This is a genomic window from Flintibacter sp. P01028, assembly GCF_041925235.1.
Classification (GTDB): Bacteria; Bacillota; Clostridia; order Oscillospirales; family Oscillospiraceae; genus Lawsonibacter; species Lawsonibacter aceti.
Genome location: NZ_JBHEVC010000002.1, coordinates 382781 through 399826, shown reverse-complemented (window position 1 = coordinate 399826; position 17046 = coordinate 382781). Strand labels below are relative to the sequence as shown.

Genomic DNA, 17046 nt, shown 5'->3' with positions numbered 1-17046 from the left:
ACAGCGGGGGAACGACTGGATCCCCTGGAAAGAGAGGGGCGGTGGCATTATGGCCTTTGCGCTGACAGAGGAACAACAGAAGATCGTAGACGACCAGGGCGGAGAGCTGCTGGTATCCGCCGCCGCCGGGTCTGGTAAGACCCGGGTGCTGGTAGAGCGGCTGCTGGACCGCGTGGACCGGGATGGAGTTGATATCGACCGCTTTTTGGTCATAACCTATACCAAGGCTGCGGCCGCGGAGCTTCGAGGGCGTATCGCCCAGGAACTGGCTGACCGTCTGGCCCTGCGCCCGAACGACCGGCACCTGCGCCGTCAAACCACACTGGTGTATCAGGCCCAGATTTCCACCATCCACGCATTTTGTTCTGTTCTCCTGCGGGAGAGCGGCCATCTGCTGGATCTGGACCCTGACTTCCGCCTATGCGATGAGGGGGAGAGCCAGGACATTATGGCACGAGTTCTGGAGGAGGTACTGGACTGCCGTTATGAGGGGTTGGAGGAGGAGAGTCCCTTTGCTCAACTGGCAGACACCCTCGCTGCCGGGCGGGACGACAGCCGTCTGGCCCAGATCGTGCTGGACATCTACGGCCGAGTGCAGAGCCATCCAGACCCCGCCCGCTGGCTGGAGATGCAGAAGGGGCTGTGGGAGCTGGACGGGGTATCCGATCTAAGCCAGACGGCCTGGGGAGAGCTGCTGCTGAACGAGGCCAGACGTCAGGGCCAATGGTGTCTGGAGCGGCTGTCCCAGGCTCTGACGATGATTGGGAAGGACGAGCTGTTGGAAACCAACTATGGGGCCTCCATCATGACCACCATAGAGGGGTTGGAGAGGTTTTTGTCAGAGCGGAGCTGGGACGGAGCGGTATCCGCCCTTCCAATCCCCTTCCCACCGGCTGGACGGAAGAAAAAGCGGGAGCGGGAGATCAGCCCCATGGAGGAGTCGGCCGCTGTCCAGTCGGGTGAGCGGGTCAAACAGATCCGGAACCGCTGCAAAAAGCTGCTTGGAAGGATAGAGGAGCGGCTGACAGGGGACAGCCAGACCCTTTTGGATGAGCTGTCTCTGTCACGCCCCGCTGTTCAGGCTTTAATGGACCTGGTCCTTGATTTTCAGGCCGCCTATGCCAAGGAGAAGGACCGGCGGGGACTGCTGGACTTCTCCGATTTGGAGCACTTCGCGGTGAAGCTGCTTGCCGATGGTGCCGGGGAGCCGACGGAGCTGGCCCGCTATTGGAGCACCCGTTTTGATGAGATATTGGTGGATGAGTATCAGGACACCAACCAGGTCCAGAACGCCATTTTCTATGCCCTCTCCAACGGGGGACGAAAGCTGTTCCAGGTGGGGGATGTAAAGCAGTCCATCTACCGTTTCCGGCTGGCCGACCCCACGATCTTCCTGAATAAGTATGAGCGATTCGCCCAGGGGGACGAGGCGGAGGAGGGACAGCCCCGCAAGCGGGTGATGAGCCGGAATTTCCGCTCCCGGTCCCAGGTCCTGGAGGGGTGTAACGACCTTTTTCGAGCCATTATGTCCGTGGAATTCGGTGAGTTGGACTACACGGAGGACCAGGCCCTGGTGCCTGGAGGGACGTTTTCGGAGCCAGAGGAGCAGACAGATGAGACTGGACCTTACGCTCTGGAGCTGGATGGGCTGGACCTGTCCTTCTTGGGGGACCAGGAGGGAGAGAAGGCAAATAAGGACCTGCTGGAGGCCCGGTTTGCCGCCCAGCGTATCAGAGAACTGTTGTCCAGGCCTCTTATGGTGACGGAGGGAGAGAAGACACGCCCACTGAGACCCTCGGATGTAATGCTTCTGCTCCGTAGTCCGGGGGCGGTGCTGCACCACTACATACAAGCGCTTGGGGAGGAGGGGATCCCCTGGTCCGCCGACGGCGGACAGGACTTTTTCCAAACCACCGAGGTCAACGTGGCGCTGTCCATCCTCCAGATCGTGGATAACCCCCGGCAGGATGTGGCCCTGCTGGCCGCCCTTCGCTCCCCGGTCTATGGATTTTCCAGCGACCGGCTGGCTCAACTGAGGTCCAGATCCAGGGGGGACTTCTACACCGCGTTGTCCCAAGGGGCGCTGGAGGGAGAGGAGGACTGCCGGGAATTTCTGGATCAGCTGTCCCAACTCCGCTTTGGGGCGGGAGATAAGACCTGCCGGCAGCTGATCTGGCACATCTATGAGCAGACCAATATCCTGGGCCTGTTCGGTACCATGGAGCGGGGGGAGGAGCGGCGGAGCAATCTGCTGGCCCTGTATGATCTGGCCGGTCAGCTAGAGAACAGCGGCTGCCGCACTCTGTTCCAATTTTTACTTCGGCTGGAGCGGTTAAGAGAGTCTGGCGGGAAGCTCGCTTCTACGGCTCCCGGTCATGAGGGGGAGGGCGTGTCCATCCTGTCGATCCACCGGTCCAAAGGCTTGGAAAGGCCTGTGGTGTTCGTATGTGGCCTGACCAGGCGGCTGAACAGGGACGACCTGATGCGTCCGGTGCTGTTCCACCCTGTCCTGGGCGTAGGGCCCAAGGGACTGGAGCGAGAGCGCATGGTGGAGTATCCCACTGTGGCCCGTCTGGCGGTAGCCCGGCAGTTGGAGCGGGAGATGATGTCGGAGGAGCTCCGGCTGCTCTATGTGGCCATGACCAGGGCAAAGGAGAAATTGATCCTGACCCTGGCGCTCACCGAGGGGGCCAGAGCTCTGGAGCGGCTGGGGGAGGATCTGTCCGTTCCTATTTCCCCTCTGGCTCTGGAGCGGCAGCAGAACGTAGGACAGTGGGTGCTGCTCCACGCCCTGACCCGCCCGGAGGCAGGGGGGGTGAGGAAACTGGCTGGTCTGCCCGATATCAGGGCGGAGGGGCTGGGACCAGCCTGGAACATCCGCTGGATTGATGGAGCCCCCCTAGCAGAGGACCGTAAAACGGAAGGACGTTACACTGACCTGCCGGAGTTGGTACAGAAAGATATATCGGAGCTGGCGGCTCAACTAAGATGGACCTACCCGCAAATGGTTTGCGCCAATGTGCCTTCTAAGCTGACAGCGACCCAGATCAAGGGTCGTCCCCAGGATCAGGAGGCGGCGGAGGAGGCCGGGGAGCTGGTCGAGACTGTTGGGAGAGAGCGCGGAGTCATTTACCGCCCCCGGTTTATGACAGAAGAAAAGGGCCTGACTCCAGCCCAGCGGGGTACGGCCATCCACCAGGCGGTCCAATATATTCCCTTGGAGGGGGACCACAGCCAGGAGAGAATCGGTCAGTTGTTGGACCAACTGGAGGACAGGGGCTTTCTGACAGCCCTCCAGCGTGAAGCTGTATCCGCCCAGCGGTTGGCGGCTTTTTTCCAGAGCCCACTGGGAAAGGCCATGGCCCAGGCAAGAGAGTGCCGTAGAGAATTCAAATTTTCCATCTTGGTGCCGGCGGAGGAGTATTATCCCCGGACGGAGGGAGAGCATATCCTGCTCCAGGGCGTCATTGACGCCTGGTTTGAGGACGGGCAGGGGATCACAGTTCTGGACTTTAAGAGCGACAGGATAGTTCCGGGGGAGGAACTGGCCCGCGCTGAACAGTACCGGGCCCAGTTGGATGCCTACGCGCGGGCACTCTCCACCATACTGGACAGACCCGTGGCAAGAAAGGCGCTATGGTTTTTTGCCACGGATACCGCTGTGGAGCTGTAAGAGAACAGGTAAAAAGGCCGCCCTAGTGGGCGGCCTTTTCTGTGGATACGACGCATTTGTGCCATGGGAGGCGGATGAGCGTTCAACCACGCCTGGGCGTTCTCCGGCTTCCGTGGTCTTCCACCAGAATAATATCCTCTCCAAAGCGCCGAACGGCGCTCCAAGGGATGTATTTATCCTCCTCTCGGCCGAGCAGCCCAAAGAAGCGGCGGCGGCCGGGGACGACCAGGGCTCGTACCTGCCCAGTGTCCATATCTACTTCCATATCTCCTACGTAACCAAATCGGCTGCCATCCTCAACGCTGATGACTTCCTTATAGCGCAGTTCTGCGATACGAGTTTCCATCCTCATTCCTCCCGAATTCTGTGTTGATACAGGGTATGAGGGGAGAGATTGTCCCTATACATAAAATGGGAAAGGCCCCCTCGGACTATTCTGAGGGGGCCGGATCATATTTACTGTGCCAGCAGGCCCTTGTTTACTAGAAACTCTCGGGCGACTTCCTGTACGGAACGACCGTCGACATCCACGGCATAGGTCAACTCCACCATATCCTCACTGGATACCTGGTTGGTAAGCAGCTCCAAAACCTGCTCCAGATTGGGCGCAGCCTCATAAAAATCATCAAACAGGTCGTTGCGTACCAGAAATGCCCCATAGTACTCCGGGAAGAAGCCCTGGTCGTCCTCCAGAATGGTCAGGCCGGCACGCTTGTTCAGGCCGTCAGTGGCGTAGACCACCATGACGTCAAAGGCGCCCTCTTCTACGGCGTTGTACTTCAGAACCACGTCCACCGGCTTGGCGGACTGGAATGTGAGTCCATAGTAATCTACAAAGGGCTGATACTTCATGCTGCCCTCTTCGGTATAGAACTCATGTTCCGCGCCGAAGCGAAGCTCACCCGCGATGGGGATAAGGTCAGAGATCTTGGAGACACCATAGCGGTCAATGATTTTCTGGGTCACGCCGATGGCATAGGTGTTATTCAGACCGACCTTGCCCAACATATGCAGGCCTTCTAGTTCACTCACTGTCTGGTTGACGAAGTCATAGAGCGTCATTCCCTCTGGAATGTCGGTGGTGTCCATCCCAAGGAAGGTGGTGAGGATGGTCCCGTCATAGCTGAACATCAAGTCACAGCTTGGATTGCTGCCCTTTAATTCATTGTGGTTGTTCACCTGAGTCATCTGGTCCAGGATCACCACTTCCAGATCGGTCTTATCCTCCACCAATTGCTCCACCATGGAATGCATCAGCTTCACCTCAGAGTAGTCCCCATCATAGAGGGTGAGCTGGCCTCCCGTATCAGCGGGGAGAAACATAGATACCACCAGAGCAACACCGGCTACGGCTAAGACCGTGCTGCCCACGGCCTTGACAGGGGTGGGCAGCTTCTTCCGACTGTGGCTGGACAGCCTGTGTTCCATATAGCTCAGTCCAGCATCCAAGACAAAGGCCATGACCATGAGTACCAGTGTGCCCACGAAGATCATGCCCATATTTTCCTGACGGATGGCGGTGTAGAACAGGCCGCCCAGACCTCCTCCACCCACGAAGGAGGCAAACACGGCGGTGCCGATGGCGTTGACTGCGGCGATGCGGATGCCTGTGACCAGCATGGGGACCGCAAGAGGGACTTCCACATGGAGCAGCCGATAGGTCCCACTCATTCCCATGCCAGTGGCCGCCTCCTTCAGGTGTTCAGGCACCTGGGACAGGCCGAGAGAGGTATTGCGTACGATGGGAAGCAGGGAATATAGAGTCAAACCGATGACGGCGGTAGGGGAGCCGGGGTCCATTACCACCATGATGATGCCCAGCAGGGCCAGGGCGGGGACGGTCTGGATCAGGTCTACCACCCAGAGAATGGCTTTTCCAAACCGGGGAAACAGGTAAGCCAGCAGGCCCAGGGGAACACCGACGCCCACAGCCAGGATGAGGGCGGAGAGGACCAGAGAGAGATGGTCCCATATCAAAGCAACGTTCATTTCCCCACCCCGCCTTTCCGCAGGCCCCGGGGGACCACATGACGCTGGAGCAGATCCACCAGAGCGCCAAGTGTGAGGGCCAGAACAGCCGCCGGAATGGCCCCTTGGAGGATGAGCTCGTTGTTGTTACTGCTGACGCCCTTATAGACAAAGTCGCCCAGTCCGCCTTCTCCGATCATGGCGGCTAGTACGGCCCAACTGACGGTATAAACGGTGGACAGCCGAAGCCCACCGATGATGGTGGGCATGGCCAGAGGCAGTTCCACCAGATACAGCCTCTGGAAATGGCTCATGCCGCAGCCGCGGGCTGCCTCTTTATATTGGGGGTCCACGCCATTCAGTCCGGTGACCGTGTTTTTCAACACCGGGAACATGGCGTAAATGGACAGGGCAATGATGACGGTGGCCGGAGTCATACCGATCAGAATGAACAGCACACCAATAAAGACAATACCGGGTACTGTGTTCAAGATAGATAACAGGGGAAGCAGATACTTAGCCAGGGTAGGCAAGCGGGAAAGTCCAATACCCAGGGAGAGGCCCAGTACAAAGCCGATGGCCACGCTGATGAGGGTATAACCAGTATGTTCGGCGGTCTTTTGCAAAATGGACAGCAATACTTCGGACATACGCTATCACCCCCACAGCTGTTCAGCCATGGCGGAGGCCATGCTGGTCTTTGTGATGATGCCGGCCACCGTCTGATCGTCATTCAGGACGACCAGATAGGGGAAGCCGCTGGATACCAGCTGGTCAAAGCACTCCTTGGCGTTGTCGCCCCTGTGGACCGTGGGCGTGCTGTTCCGCACCAGAGGGCCTATGGTCTTGACTACATGGCCGGTGAGGCGGATGTCGGCGATGGAGACAGTGCCCTGATAGTGACGGTACTCATCCACCACCAGCAGGGTGTCCACGTTGTGGTGCTGCATCCGGCTGACACACTCGTTGACACCACGGTTCTGGTTGACCGTAATGATTCCGGTACGCATGAAGTGGTCCACCGTCAGCTGTTCAGGGGAGGGCCCGGCGTGATGCTTACCCAGGAAATCCCGGATCTGGTCGGTGGCGGGATTTTCCAGCATCTCCTCCGGCGGGGCCATCTGCACAATATTGCCGTGGTCCATAAAGATGATGACGTCGGCCAGATCCAGAGCCTCCTCCATGTCGTGGGTGACAAAAATAATGGTCTTGTTCAGCTTTTGCTGCAGATTCTTGACTTCAATCTGGAGGGAGCGCCTGGTCATGGGGTCCAAAGCACTGAAGGGCTCATCCATCAGGACAACGGGAGGGGAGGCGGCCAGCGCCCGGAGGATGCCGATGCGCTGCTGCTGCCCACCAGACATCTCCGAGGGATACTTGTGGGCATACTGGTCAAAGGGCATATTGACCATTTCCAGCAGGTCATGGACTACCTGATCACACTTCTCCTTGGGCCATTTCAGCAGTTTGGGCACCACACAGATGTTCTGTGCGACGGTCATGTTGGGGAACAGACCGATCTGTTGTATGACATAGCCTGTGTGACGGCGGAGTTCTACCCGGTCCACGGCACTGATATCCTGGTCATTTAGATAAATATGTCCGCTGTTGGGCTGGATGAGCCGGTTTATCATCTTCAGCGTGGTGGTCTTACCGCAGCCGGAGGGGCCGATGAGAACGGCAAACTGTCCCTCCTGTATTTCAAAGGATAGATCATTTAATATGGTTTGACTGCCGTAAGAGAGAGAAACATGGTCGAATCGAAGCAATATAGACCTCCTTTTCCGTTGGCCGCAAGAGACGGCCGGGCCATAAGGAAAAAATCACCCCACATCAGAACAGAAAAACGCCAGTGGGGAAAATAGCGATTGGTATCCGCAGACAGAAATCTTAGGTGACTTTAAATGAGTGAAAAAGGGCATAATTCACAAAACTAGTATATCAAAAATTGGAAAAGCTGTCAAATTAATAAAATGTAAATTTTAGTCGATGAAAAATAAGGCAGTATTAAGAGCGTGAGGAGGGAGAGATTAAGAATAGCTTTACCAAATCTTAATGAATCCAGCAGTCTATCCTTAATATTTTCCTGTTAGGATCAGAAGCAACAAGACAGGGAGGCGAACAATATGGAAAGACTGCTGCTATCAGCCATTCTGACACTGACGGGCATATCAGGTCTGGCCGTGGCCCTGTGGGGAGGATATTACCTGCTCACCGGATTCATGTCCTGGAGAAAGCCAGTGGACTGTGGCTGGCACCCGGCCAGGACACGTTTCGCCATTCTGGTTGCCGCACGAAACGAAGAACTGGTCATCGGCCCCCTCATTAATAGTCTTTTAATGCAAGACTATCCCCAGGAACTGTACGATATCTGGGTCATTCCAAACAACTGTGTGGACAACACGGCACTGGCCGCTCGAAACTTCGGGGCCCGGGTGCTGGAGTGTCCCTTTCCGGTGCGCAGCAAAGGCGAGGTCCTTCGCTTTGCCTATAACCGCCTCCGGGGCCGGGAGTACGATGCGTGGTGCGTCTTTGACGCGGATAACGTGGTGGACAGTCGGTTTCTGACTGAGATGAATAACGCCTATATGTCCGGAGCCCGTGCCGCACAGGGCTATCGGGATAGCAAAAACCCTTACGATACCCTGATATCCGGCTGCTGTTCCATCTACTACTGGATGATGGACCGGTTTCACAACGGGGGCAAAGCGGGGATGGACCTTTCGGCCATGATCGGAGGGACCGGCTTCATGATTTCCTCAAAAGCACTGGAGAAGCTGGGCGGTTGGAACTCCTCCACCATCAGCGAGGATCTGGAACTCACTGCCCAGTGCGTTCTGGCTGGAGAAAAGGTATGGTGGGTGCCAAAGGCTGTCACCTATGACGAGCAGCCACTTACCTATGAGGAGTCCGTCAAGCAGCGCCGGCGGTGGTCCAGCGGCACGCTCCAGGTAGCCCAGGCCTATCTCTCCCGCGTTGGTTCCTCCGTCTGCCGGGAGGGAGGAGGCCGGCTGGCGGATCTGGGCTTTACTCTGATGATTCCAGCCTATCAGGTGGCAGCGGTAGCCAATCTCCTGCTGTCCTCTCTGGCGGCCGCTCTGTTCGGACAGACGGTCGGACAGGCTCTGGCGGCCTTTTTGGGCGCCCTGGTGTTCAATCTGGGCCTGACCGCCCTTGGCTCCACCCTGGCGGCCGGACTGGTGCTGGCTGTGGAGGGAAAATGGGACAGGCGTCTGTGGAAGGCGCTGGCCCTGTACTGGCTGTTCCTCCTGTCCTGGATCCCAATCACCTTTGGCAGCTTTGTGAAAAAGACCACCGTATGGGAGGAGATCCGCCATACCCGTGCCACCATCCCGGAGGCATTGACCCGGTAAAAAAGCCCCCGGACATCCACAAGATGTCCGGGGCTTTTTTTATTCGGGCTGGAAGTGGCTCTTGTCAGCCCCACACAGTGGGCAGGTATAGTCGTCAGGCATGGGGCCCTCGGTGGCCTCATCATAAATAAAACCACACAGATCGCAGATATACTTCACCAGGCATCCTCCTTCCTTCCTTGGTGGTCAGGGGCTATCAAAAGACCGATATCTTTACCGGCCGGCCCTAGAATAGAAGGCTCGCGTCAGCCGCCAGAAAAGTCAGGTGACAGGCTCAAAGTCACTGGCAGGCCGACGGCAGATTGGGCAGACGAAATCAGGGGGCAGGGTGTCACTCTCATAGATAAAGCCGCAGATCTTACATACAAAGCCCTTGGGCTTGTCCGCCGCGGGCTCCTGGACAGGAGTAGATGCCTCACCTTTGACAGAGGCGGCCAATACCTGGGCCAATTCCTCCAACTCTTTCTCCTGACCTGGGGCAAGAGCGGACTTCAGAGTGATGGGCTCCTGAAGCAACTCCATATTTTTCATCTCACACAGTACCTGGGTCATCAGCTTCCCGCTGGCGGGGGCCCAGGAGCCGTTCTGGATCAGGGCTACCTTCCGGTTTTGCAGGTTGTGATGGAGCAGGTCACGGAGCAGGTGCTCCATAGGGTCGAAGATACCATTATTGAAGGTGGGGGAGGCAAAGACGATGTGACTGTACTTGAAGCAGTCGGACAGCACATAGGAGTAGTGAGTTACCGACACATCATACATTTCCGTCCGGATGCCCAACTCAGACAGCCGGCAGGCCAGGATAGCGGCCGCAGTCTCGGTCCCTCCGTAAATGGAGGCAAAGGCGATGAGGACGCCCTGCTCCTCGGGCTCGTAAGCAGCCCACTTGGAGTATTTGTCCAGAATATAGCCCAGGTCCTTACGCCAGACGGGGCCGTGGAGGGGACAGATCATTTGGATATCCAGCCCGGCAGCCTTTTTCAGCAGGGCGGCCACCTGGGGGCCATACTTGCCCACGATGTTGGTGTAGTACCGCCGGGCCTCATCCAGCCAATCCCGGTCAAAGTCCAACTCATCGGCGAAGAGGACGCCGTTCAATGCGCCAAAGGTGCCGAAGGCGTCGGCGGAAAACAGGATCTTGTCGGTGCTGTCGTAGCTGACCATCACCTCGGGCCAGTGGACCATGGGAGCGTTGGCAAAGGTAAAGGTGTGCCGGCCAGTGGAGATCGTATCCCCCTCATTGACCAAAATGGCGTGGTTCGGATCTGCGCAGTGGAACTGACGGATCATGTTCACCGACTTGCCATTACATACGATGCGAGCCTCGGGATACCGGATCATCAGGTCGCCCAGGGTGGCGGCGTGGTCGGGCTCCATGTGGTGGACAAAGACATAGTCCAGCTTGCGTCCATGGAGGGCCTGCTCCAGATTTTCAAAGAACTGGGTCTGAACGGCCCGATCCACCGTGTCAAAGAGGACGGTTTTCTCATCCAAAAGGAGATAGGAGTTATAGGACATCCCTCTGGGAACGGGGTGGGCGGCCTCGAACTTGGGAGTCTGCCGATCATTTCCGCCAATCCACAGCAAGTCATTTGTCACTTTGCGGATACAGTACATATCTGGACCTCACTTTCTAAAAGGAGATTTTTACCACCGCTATCATACCACATTTTCTTCCAAAAAGATAGTAGGAATAGTTCTTTTTTATTAGAAGCTTTTGATTTCGGAAAAGTACATTGAAAAAGAGGAAAAGATACCGTATAATAAGACAAAATAGCTGCGATAGGAGGGAGTGGCCGTTCCATGTATCACATTGATATTATGACATTATTTCCAGACGTGGTGGGAGATATGCTATGCGAGTCTATTTTAGGGCGGGGACAGGAGCGGGGCTATATCCGCATCGACTGTCACCAGATCCGGGATTATACAAAAAATAAGCAGAAACAGGTGGACGATTACCCCTACGGCGGCGGAAGAGGTGCTGTCATGCAGGCCGATCCCCTCTATCAATGCTGGAAGCATATTTGTGATGAAGCGGGGGAGAGAGTCCACACTATCTATATGTCTCCGGCGGGCAGGACCTTCCGGCAGGCCGACGCCAGACGACTGAAGGACGACTATCAGCGCATTATCCTGGTCTGTGGGCACTATGAAGGGATCGACCAGCGGTTTATCGACGAGTGTGTGGATGAAGAGATCTCTATTGGAGATTTTGTGATGACCGGAGGCGAGATCCCCGCCATGGCGGTGGCCGACGCTGTGTGCCGGCTGGTGCCCGGCGTGCTGTCTGACCCATCGTGCTATGAGAACGAAAGCCATTGGAACGGTATGCTGGAGGCGCCTCAGTATTCCAGACCGGAGGTATGGCACGACCGAACAGTGCCCCCGATTCTTTTGTCCGGCAATCACGCCAAAGTGGAACAGTGGCGGAGAAAGCAGTCCATCCTCCGAACTAGGGAGCGTCGGCCGGACCTGTATGAGAAGCTGGACCTCTCATCCAAAGAGGACAGAAAGCTGTTAAAGGAGCTGGACGAGGAGCTGAGAGATGAGAGGCCCTATGCGGAGAATACCCCTGACTGATTTTTCTTTACTTTCCACGAAGGGTGTGGTAAACTAGTTTGCACAATCTAATTTTAAAGACTATGTTTGGAGATGGGATACATGAGTTTTAAAATCGTTGTGGACAGCTGCTGCGACCTATCCCCCCAGATGCTGAAGGACCCTTGCTTTGTTAAGGTGCCACTGACCATCCGCTCGAATGGCAGTACCTTTGTGGACGACGAGGGCTTCGATCAGGCTGATCTGCTCTGGTCCATGCGACAGAGCGAAGACGCTCCCTCTACCTCATGTCCATCGCCTCAGTCCTATCTGGATGCCTACCGTGGAGGAGCGGAAGATGTCTATGTAGTTACCCTGTCCGCTCTACTCAGTGGGTCCCATAACAGTGCGGTCCAGGGTAAGCTCCTACTGGAGGAAGAGGAGCCCCAAGTCAATGTCCATGTGTTCAACTCCTGCTCCGCCTCCTCCGGTGAGGTGCTTACCGCCCTGAAAATACGGGAGCTGGCCTCCAGTGGTATGGCCTTTAAGCATGTGGTGCGGGAGGTGGAGCAGTTCATCTACCAGATGCAGACCCTTTTCGTATTGGAATCCCTGGAGAATTTGAGAAAGAACGGTCGCCTAACTAGACTCCAGGCAGTGGTCACCGGAGCGCTGAAGATTAAGCTGCTTATGGCCGCAACCCCAGAGGGGGAGATATGCAAGCTGGGTCAGGCCCTCACCACCAGACAGGCTCTGGTCAAGATGGTGGATAAAATGGCCGGCGATCCGGGGCACCAGGGCAAGACATTGGCCATCACCCACTGCAACTGTCTGGAGCGGGCCTTTCAGGTTAAGGATATGGTAGAAGCCAAATGTAAGTTTGCCCAGACCATTATTTTGGAAGCCGGAGGTATCACCTCTGTCTATGCCAACGACGGCGGTATTGTGACCGCCTATTAAAGTTTCTGTAGGTCTGGACTGTGGGGAAGCGTCCTTTACAGAAAAAGGGCTATAGGAAAGAAAAAATAGGAAGTGGATATGATGTCTATCACTAGACAGCAGGCGTGGGACCTGCTGACCAAATACAATGAGGAGCCCTTCCATCTGCGCCACGCCATTACCGTGGAGCACGTCATGGGATGGTTCTCCCAGGAGCTGGGCTATGGTCAAGAGAAGGAGTTTTGGTCCCTGGTGGGCCTGCTCCACGACCTGGATTTTGAACGCTGGCCGGAGGAGCACTGCGTCAAAAGCCAGGAGCTGATGCGGGAGGCTGGAGTAGAGGAGCCCATCATCCACGCGACAGCGAGCCACGGCTGGGGAATGCGGGTGGAGATCAAACCTGAACATGAGATGGAGAAGGTACTCTATGCTGCGGATGAGCTTACCGGACTGATTGGGGCGGCCGCTCTGATGCGTCCCTCCAGAAGTGTGGCGGATATGGAGCTCAAATCGCTGAAAAAGAAATTTAAGGACAAGAAGTTCGCCGCTGGCTGCTCCAGGGATGTAATCGCCAGAGGGGCAGAGCTGCTGGGATGGGACCTTGATAAGCTGCTAGATATGACCCTGCGAGCCATGCGGCAGGAGGAAGCAGCGATTGAACAGGCCATGACAGACCTCGTTAAGAAAGATTAAAAAATCCTGCCCGGTCCTTGACAATGGCAGGAAGTATGTGATACGATGTGTGCTGTTAAGGGGAGTAGTCGGCGCGGCCCTCCGCGCGGCAAGCCAACAAGCATGAAGGTGCCAGTCGCCTTCTGGTTTTGCCTGAAATGACCAGACCTGCGTTCCAAATATGGGAACGCAGGTCTTTTTTTACGGATATCGGGCAAACTTCCCACACAAAGATATTGAAGCTGGAAGAGAAAGGAAGTCGGAAGAATGGGACTTGAGTTTTTGTGGCAGGGTGTGCTGTCCATTACGCCACAGCAGGTTGTCATGTATGTGGTGGGCGGACTGCTTATTTGGCTGGCCATTGAAAAGGGGTTTGAGCCGGCACTGCTGATGCCCATGGGCTTTGGCGCGATTTTGGTAAACCTGCCCCTGTCCGGAGTTATCAACCAAGTCAGCGAGGGCATCGGAGAGACCCACGGTATCATCCAGTGGCTCTTTGAGGTGGGCATTGAGGCCAGCGAGGCCATGCCGATCCTGCTCTTTATCGGTATTGGCGCCATGATAGACTTCGGCCCCCTGCTGGCCAATCCCAAGCTGTTCCTGTGTGGCGCGGCTGCCCAGGCGGGCATCTTCCTGACCATCCTGTTTGCGGCTGGACTGGGCTTTGACTTGAAGGATGCCGCTTCTATCGGTATCATCGGCGCCGCTGATGGGCCCACCTCTATCCTGGTGTCCCAGATACTAAAATCCGACTATGTGGGTGCCATCGCCGTGGCGGCCTACTCCTACATGGCCCTTGTACCCATTATCCAGCCCTTTGCCATCAAGCTGGTCACCACAAAAAAGGACCGGGCTATGCGGATGCCCTATCGGGCCCAGGGAGTGTCTAAGCGGCTGCGCATCCTGTTCCCCATCGTGGTTACCGCCATCGCTGGTCTGGTGGCCCCCTCCTCGGTGGCACTGGTGGGCTTCCTTATGTTCGGCAACTTGATTCGGGAGTGCGGCGTGCTGACCAGCCTGTCCCAGACGGCTCAAAACGAGCTGGCAAACTTGATCACCCTGCTGCTGGGCATCACGATTTCCTTCTCCATGCGGGCAGAGCAGTTCGTTCAGTGGCAGACCCTGATGATCATGGGGCTGGGCCTGGTGGCCTTTGTGCTGGACTCGGTGGTGGGTGTTCTCTTTGTCAAGGTGCTCAACCTGATTACCCCAAAGAATAAGATCAACCCCATGGTGGGCGCCGCGGGCATCTCTGCCTTCCCCATGTCCTCACGGGTCATTGAGAAGATGGGGCAGGAGGCTGACTCCCAGAACCACCTGCTGATGCATGCGGTAGCCGCTAACGTGTCCGGACAGATCGCCTCTGTGGTGGCCGGTGGCGTGGTACTGCAGTATTTCGCTAATAATCCTATCCTGTAACAGTGGAACAAGGAGGAAAAGAATATGAATGAGAATATAATCCATGCCCTTGGAATGATGGGGCAGGGGATGCTGGGCATCTTTGTGGTGCTGGGATTGATTGCCGGGCTGGTAGCCCTGATGCAGAAGTTTGAAAACCGAAAGAAGTAACAGATGTGCCGGGCCCACCTAAGTGGGCTCGGCACGATTTATTTCCAGTCATCTATTACGTCCTCCAGACTGACAGGTCCCACAAGGTTGTCCACTAAAAGGGTCATCAGCTCATCAATGCGGACAGGGCTTGTGGTAATGGATGGCACCGAGGCGGAATCCCCATCTTCCTCGTCAATCCGTACACCATAGTCCTCACAGCAGAACTGACCAACGGGTATCTGATCCACTGTGAGATAGTAGTGAAATGTACGCTGTCTTCCTAGGTCGTCCGCGCAGCTTCTTGATGCGATTTTCATTTCCATCATCTTGTGCTTCATCTCCCGGATTTTCGTTGTAAATACATTATATAGTGGGTAATGGGAGAATGAAAAGAAAAAGATATCGCAAAAGAGAGCCCAATTCGCTGCTATTCGACACTCTTTTTTAGCCAGAGAGAGGAGAAAAGGAAAAACGGGTCGAAAAAAGAGACGTTAAGGGGAAAAGAAATCCCCTCCGCCAGAACCGGCGGAGGGGAGAGGGGTCATTTGACGCGGAGGCGCTTGGATAGCTCACCATCAGGGGTCACCCAGGCGGTTTCATAAGTGGTGTATACCACCATGCCGGGGCGGGCACCAGCGGGCTTTTTCACATACTTTACCGGCGTATAGTCCACTGGGACCTTGCCGCTGTCCCGGCCCTGGGAGAACCAGGCGGCCAGACCCGCGGCCTCGGTCAGGCTCTGGGCGTCGGGCTGCCTCCCCTCGGTCCACAGGATGACATGGGAGCCGTGTATCTTCTGGGTATGGAACCAAATGTCGCTCTTGAAGGCTTGTTTACAGGTGAGCAGGTCGTTCTGTATATTATTTTTACCTACCGAGATGCGCAGCCCGGCGGAGGAACGGAACTCCATAGGCTTGGAGGACACCCGCCTCCCTCGATCACGCGCCTTGGCTTGGCGGCGCAGGTATCCGGTGTCGGTGAGCTCCTGACGGATCTCCTGAAGGTCACGCTCCCCCTCTGCCAGAGTGATATTCTCCAGAACGCTGTTCAGGTAATCTAACTCCTTGCGCCCCTTCTCAAGCTGGATGGTCAGCATCTCCTCCGCCTTTTTGGCCTTGTTATAATCCTTATAATACTTTGCGGCGTTCTGCTGGGGAGTCAGGAGGGGATCTAGCTTGATGTCTACTTCCTTGCCATCCGGGTCATAGAAATCTACCGTCCGAAGTCGGGACATCCCCTTTTTCATCAAATGGAGACTGCTGGTCAGGATGTCACCCAGCTCACGAAGTCGGTCGCGGTCCAGCGTGGCGACCAGCTCCTTTTCCTGATTGCCAATTTTCCGGGCGGTGCGGTCCCTGGCGTTGGTGACAGAGCGGATCAAATCCTGCCCCTTCTGTTTGATCCGTTCCAGACTTTCTTTCTGCTCGTAGAACTGGTCCAGCATAGCGGAGAAAGTGGGCCAGCTCTCCAGCTTCGCCGCTCCACCATACTGAGTAACCGGAAGAAATGTGAAATCCTTTGCCTTCCCATCGAGGTAGATAAGCGTCGGATGAAAGTGGTTTTCCTTCACGGAACGAATGAGCCGTTCCAGTTGGTCCAACAGCCTGGTCCGGCCCGCCGGGCCCAGGACATTCAGACGAATGTCGGTGCTGCCGCCCGCCTGCTGGGCCAGTTCCCGGCAGACTAGGGGAGAGAGTCCTCCAAAAGTGTCCAACAGCCATTTGTCGGCCTGGGCCTCGTCTGGGGCGGTGGACAGCAGTTCCTCCAGCCGCTGCCTGTCCGCATGTAGCGGGTCCTCCTTGCTCTGGGCGGGGGGGAGGCGGTAGAACATCCCAGGCTGGAGGAGCCGTCCGCTCCCGGTGCCGTCAGACAGGCCGGAGTCCACCCGGCGGATACAGTCCAGGATGCGGCCCTCGCCATCCAGCAGGACCAGATTGGCCCGGTGGCTGATAACCTCCAGCATCAGTCGGCGTTCCACCCGGTCGCCCAGCTCGTCCAGGGCCTCCAGACGAAATTCTACCACCCGCTCCAGCGGAGGCTGAGTGACTTCCAGAATCCTCCCAGAGGTGAGGTGTTTGCGAAGCAGCATACAGAACATAGGGGGGGTATCGGGGTTTTCACGGGGCAGCTGAGTGAGCTGGGGCCGGGGGTGGCTGGGATTGGCGGACAGCAGCAGCTTTGCGTTGCCCCCTTGGGTACGGAGAGCCAAAAGGATCTCATCCCGGCCGGGCTGATAGATCTTATCAATCTTGGAACCTGCCAGCGCTGTATTCAATTCATGGACGATGCCGGAAAGGCAGAGTGCGTCTAAGGGCATAGATATCCACCTCG

15 protein-coding genes are annotated in these 17046 nt (G+C 56.5%); 7 read left to right on the top strand and 8 right to left on the bottom strand.

Annotated elements, in window-relative coordinates; all coding sequences use genetic code 11:
• Nucleotides 1-49 precede the first annotated feature (49 nt).
• Complete coding sequence (gene addA / locus ACEVJK_RS06175) at nt 50-3673, top strand: helicase-exonuclease AddAB subunit AddA (RefSeq protein WP_374740225.1); 3624 nt, start codon at nt 50-52, stop codon at nt 3671-3673.
• Nucleotides 3674-3755: 82 nt separating this feature from the next.
• Here the strand turns inward: addA and ACEVJK_RS06170 are convergent, their stop codons facing one another.
• The 4 genes from ACEVJK_RS06170 to ACEVJK_RS06155 form a co-directional block, all read right to left on the bottom strand.
• The gene (locus ACEVJK_RS06170; protein WP_147571938.1) at nt 3756-4019 is read right to left on the bottom strand and encodes a YlmC/YmxH family sporulation protein; all 264 of its coding nucleotides are present in this window, start codon (nt 4017-4019) and stop codon (nt 3756-3758) included.
• Between the two features lie 110 nt (nt 4020-4129).
• Nucleotides 4130-5662, bottom strand: coding sequence for a glycine betaine ABC transporter substrate-binding protein (locus tag ACEVJK_RS06165; RefSeq protein ID WP_374740224.1), 1533 nt, complete (start codon nt 5660-5662; stop codon nt 4130-4132).
• A complete protein-coding gene (locus ACEVJK_RS06160; RefSeq protein ID WP_147571936.1) occupies nt 5659-6291 on the bottom strand; it encodes an ABC transporter permease in 633 nt (210 codons plus the stop codon). Before ACEVJK_RS06160 ends, ACEVJK_RS06165 begins: the two co-directional genes overlap by 4 nt.
• Before the next feature lie 6 nt (nt 6292-6297).
• The gene (locus tag ACEVJK_RS06155) at nt 6298-7410 is read right to left on the bottom strand and encodes an ABC transporter ATP-binding protein (RefSeq protein WP_262670390.1); all 1113 of its coding nucleotides are present in this window, start codon (nt 7408-7410) and stop codon (nt 6298-6300) included.
• A gap of 357 nt (nt 7411-7767) precedes the next feature.
• On the opposite strand from ACEVJK_RS06155, the gene ACEVJK_RS06150 reads away from it, so the two are divergent.
• Nucleotides 7768-9015, top strand: a complete 1248-nt coding sequence (locus ACEVJK_RS06150) for a glycosyltransferase family 2 protein (protein WP_262670389.1) — start codon at nt 7768-7770, stop codon at nt 9013-9015.
• Nucleotides 9016-9054: 39 nt separating this feature from the next.
• On the opposite strand, the gene ACEVJK_RS06145 is transcribed toward ACEVJK_RS06150, so the two are convergent.
• Together ACEVJK_RS06145 and ACEVJK_RS06140 are read right to left on the bottom strand one after the other, a co-directional pair.
• Nucleotides 9055-9174 (bottom strand): rubredoxin, encoded by a 120-nt coding sequence (locus tag ACEVJK_RS06145; protein ID WP_374740223.1) that lies wholly within the window; start codon nt 9172-9174, stop codon nt 9055-9057.
• 102 nt (nt 9175-9276) lie between these two features.
• Nucleotides 9277-10629: an MBL fold metallo-hydrolase gene (locus ACEVJK_RS06140; RefSeq protein ID WP_147571932.1), complete on the bottom strand. Its 1353-nt coding sequence runs from the start codon at nt 10627-10629 to the stop codon at nt 9277-9279.
• Between the two features lie 186 nt (nt 10630-10815).
• On the opposite strand from ACEVJK_RS06140, the gene trmD reads away from it, so the two are divergent.
• The 5 genes from trmD (at nt 10816) to ACEVJK_RS06115 (ending at nt 14733) form a co-directional block, all read left to right on the top strand.
• Nucleotides 10816-11595, top strand: a complete 780-nt coding sequence (gene trmD / locus ACEVJK_RS06135) for a tRNA (guanosine(37)-N1)-methyltransferase TrmD (protein ID WP_147571931.1) — start codon at nt 10816-10818, stop codon at nt 11593-11595.
• A gap of 81 nt (nt 11596-11676) precedes the next feature.
• Complete coding sequence (locus ACEVJK_RS06130) at nt 11677-12513, top strand: DegV family protein (RefSeq protein ID WP_147571930.1); 837 nt, start codon at nt 11677-11679, stop codon at nt 12511-12513.
• Nucleotides 12514-12594: 81 nt separating this feature from the next.
• A complete protein-coding gene (locus ACEVJK_RS06125) occupies nt 12595-13185 on the top strand; it encodes a hydrolase (RefSeq protein ID WP_207721983.1) in 591 nt (196 codons plus the stop codon).
• 246 nt (nt 13186-13431) lie between these two features.
• Entirely contained in the window at nt 13432-14583 is a 1152-nt protein-coding gene (locus ACEVJK_RS06120) for a sodium ion-translocating decarboxylase subunit beta (protein ID WP_147571928.1), read from the top strand.
• A 24-nt stretch (nt 14584-14607) separates the two neighbouring features.
• A complete protein-coding gene (locus tag ACEVJK_RS06115) occupies nt 14608-14733 on the top strand; it encodes a sodium pump decarboxylase gamma subunit (RefSeq protein WP_147571927.1) in 126 nt (41 codons plus the stop codon).
• Nucleotides 14734-14771: 38 nt separating this feature from the next.
• Here the strand turns inward: ACEVJK_RS06115 and ACEVJK_RS06110 are convergent, their stop codons facing one another.
• A complete protein-coding gene (locus ACEVJK_RS06110; protein WP_147571926.1) occupies nt 14772-15041 on the bottom strand; it encodes a DUF6514 family protein in 270 nt (89 codons plus the stop codon).
• 215 nt (nt 15042-15256) lie between these two features.
• Nucleotides 15257-17032 (bottom strand): NFACT family protein, encoded by a 1776-nt coding sequence (locus tag ACEVJK_RS06105; RefSeq protein ID WP_374740222.1) that lies wholly within the window; start codon nt 17030-17032, stop codon nt 15257-15259.
• Nucleotides 17033-17046: the final 14 nt, after the last annotated feature.

Excerpts from the sequence above, each read along its gene's own strand:
- ACEVJK_RS06140 (WP_147571932.1), bottom strand. The coding sequence starts at position 10,629 with ATGTACTGTATCCGCAAAGTGACAAATGACTTGCTGTGGATTGGCGGA.
- ACEVJK_RS06110 (WP_147571926.1), bottom strand. The coding sequence starts at position 15,041 with ATGATGGAAATGAAAATCGCATCAAGAAGCTGCGCGGACGACCTAGGA.
- ACEVJK_RS06115 (WP_147571927.1), top strand. The coding sequence starts at position 14,608 with ATGAATGAGAATATAATCCATGCCCTTGGAATGATGGGGCAGGGGATG.
- ACEVJK_RS06160 (WP_147571936.1), bottom strand. The coding sequence starts at position 6,291 with ATGTCCGAAGTATTGCTGTCCATTTTGCAAAAGACCGCCGAACATACT.
- ACEVJK_RS06125 (WP_207721983.1), top strand. The coding sequence starts at position 12,595 with ATGTCTATCACTAGACAGCAGGCGTGGGACCTGCTGACCAAATACAAT.
- ACEVJK_RS06130 (WP_147571930.1), top strand. The coding sequence starts at position 11,677 with ATGAGTTTTAAAATCGTTGTGGACAGCTGCTGCGACCTATCCCCCCAG.
- ACEVJK_RS06105 (WP_374740222.1), bottom strand. The coding sequence starts at position 17,032 with ATGCCCTTAGACGCACTCTGCCTTTCCGGCATCGTCCATGAATTGAAT.
- trmD (WP_147571931.1), top strand. The coding sequence starts at position 10,816 with ATGTATCACATTGATATTATGACATTATTTCCAGACGTGGTGGGAGAT.
- ACEVJK_RS06120 (WP_147571928.1), top strand. The coding sequence starts at position 13,432 with ATGGGACTTGAGTTTTTGTGGCAGGGTGTGCTGTCCATTACGCCACAG.
- ACEVJK_RS06165 (WP_374740224.1), bottom strand. The coding sequence starts at position 5,662 with ATGAACGTTGCTTTGATATGGGACCATCTCTCTCTGGTCCTCTCCGCC.
- addA (WP_374740225.1), top strand. The coding sequence starts at position 50 with ATGGCCTTTGCGCTGACAGAGGAACAACAGAAGATCGTAGACGACCAG.
- ACEVJK_RS06150 (WP_262670389.1), top strand. The coding sequence starts at position 7,768 with ATGGAAAGACTGCTGCTATCAGCCATTCTGACACTGACGGGCATATCA.
- ACEVJK_RS06170 (WP_147571938.1), bottom strand. The coding sequence starts at position 4,019 with ATGGAAACTCGTATCGCAGAACTGCGCTATAAGGAAGTCATCAGCGTT.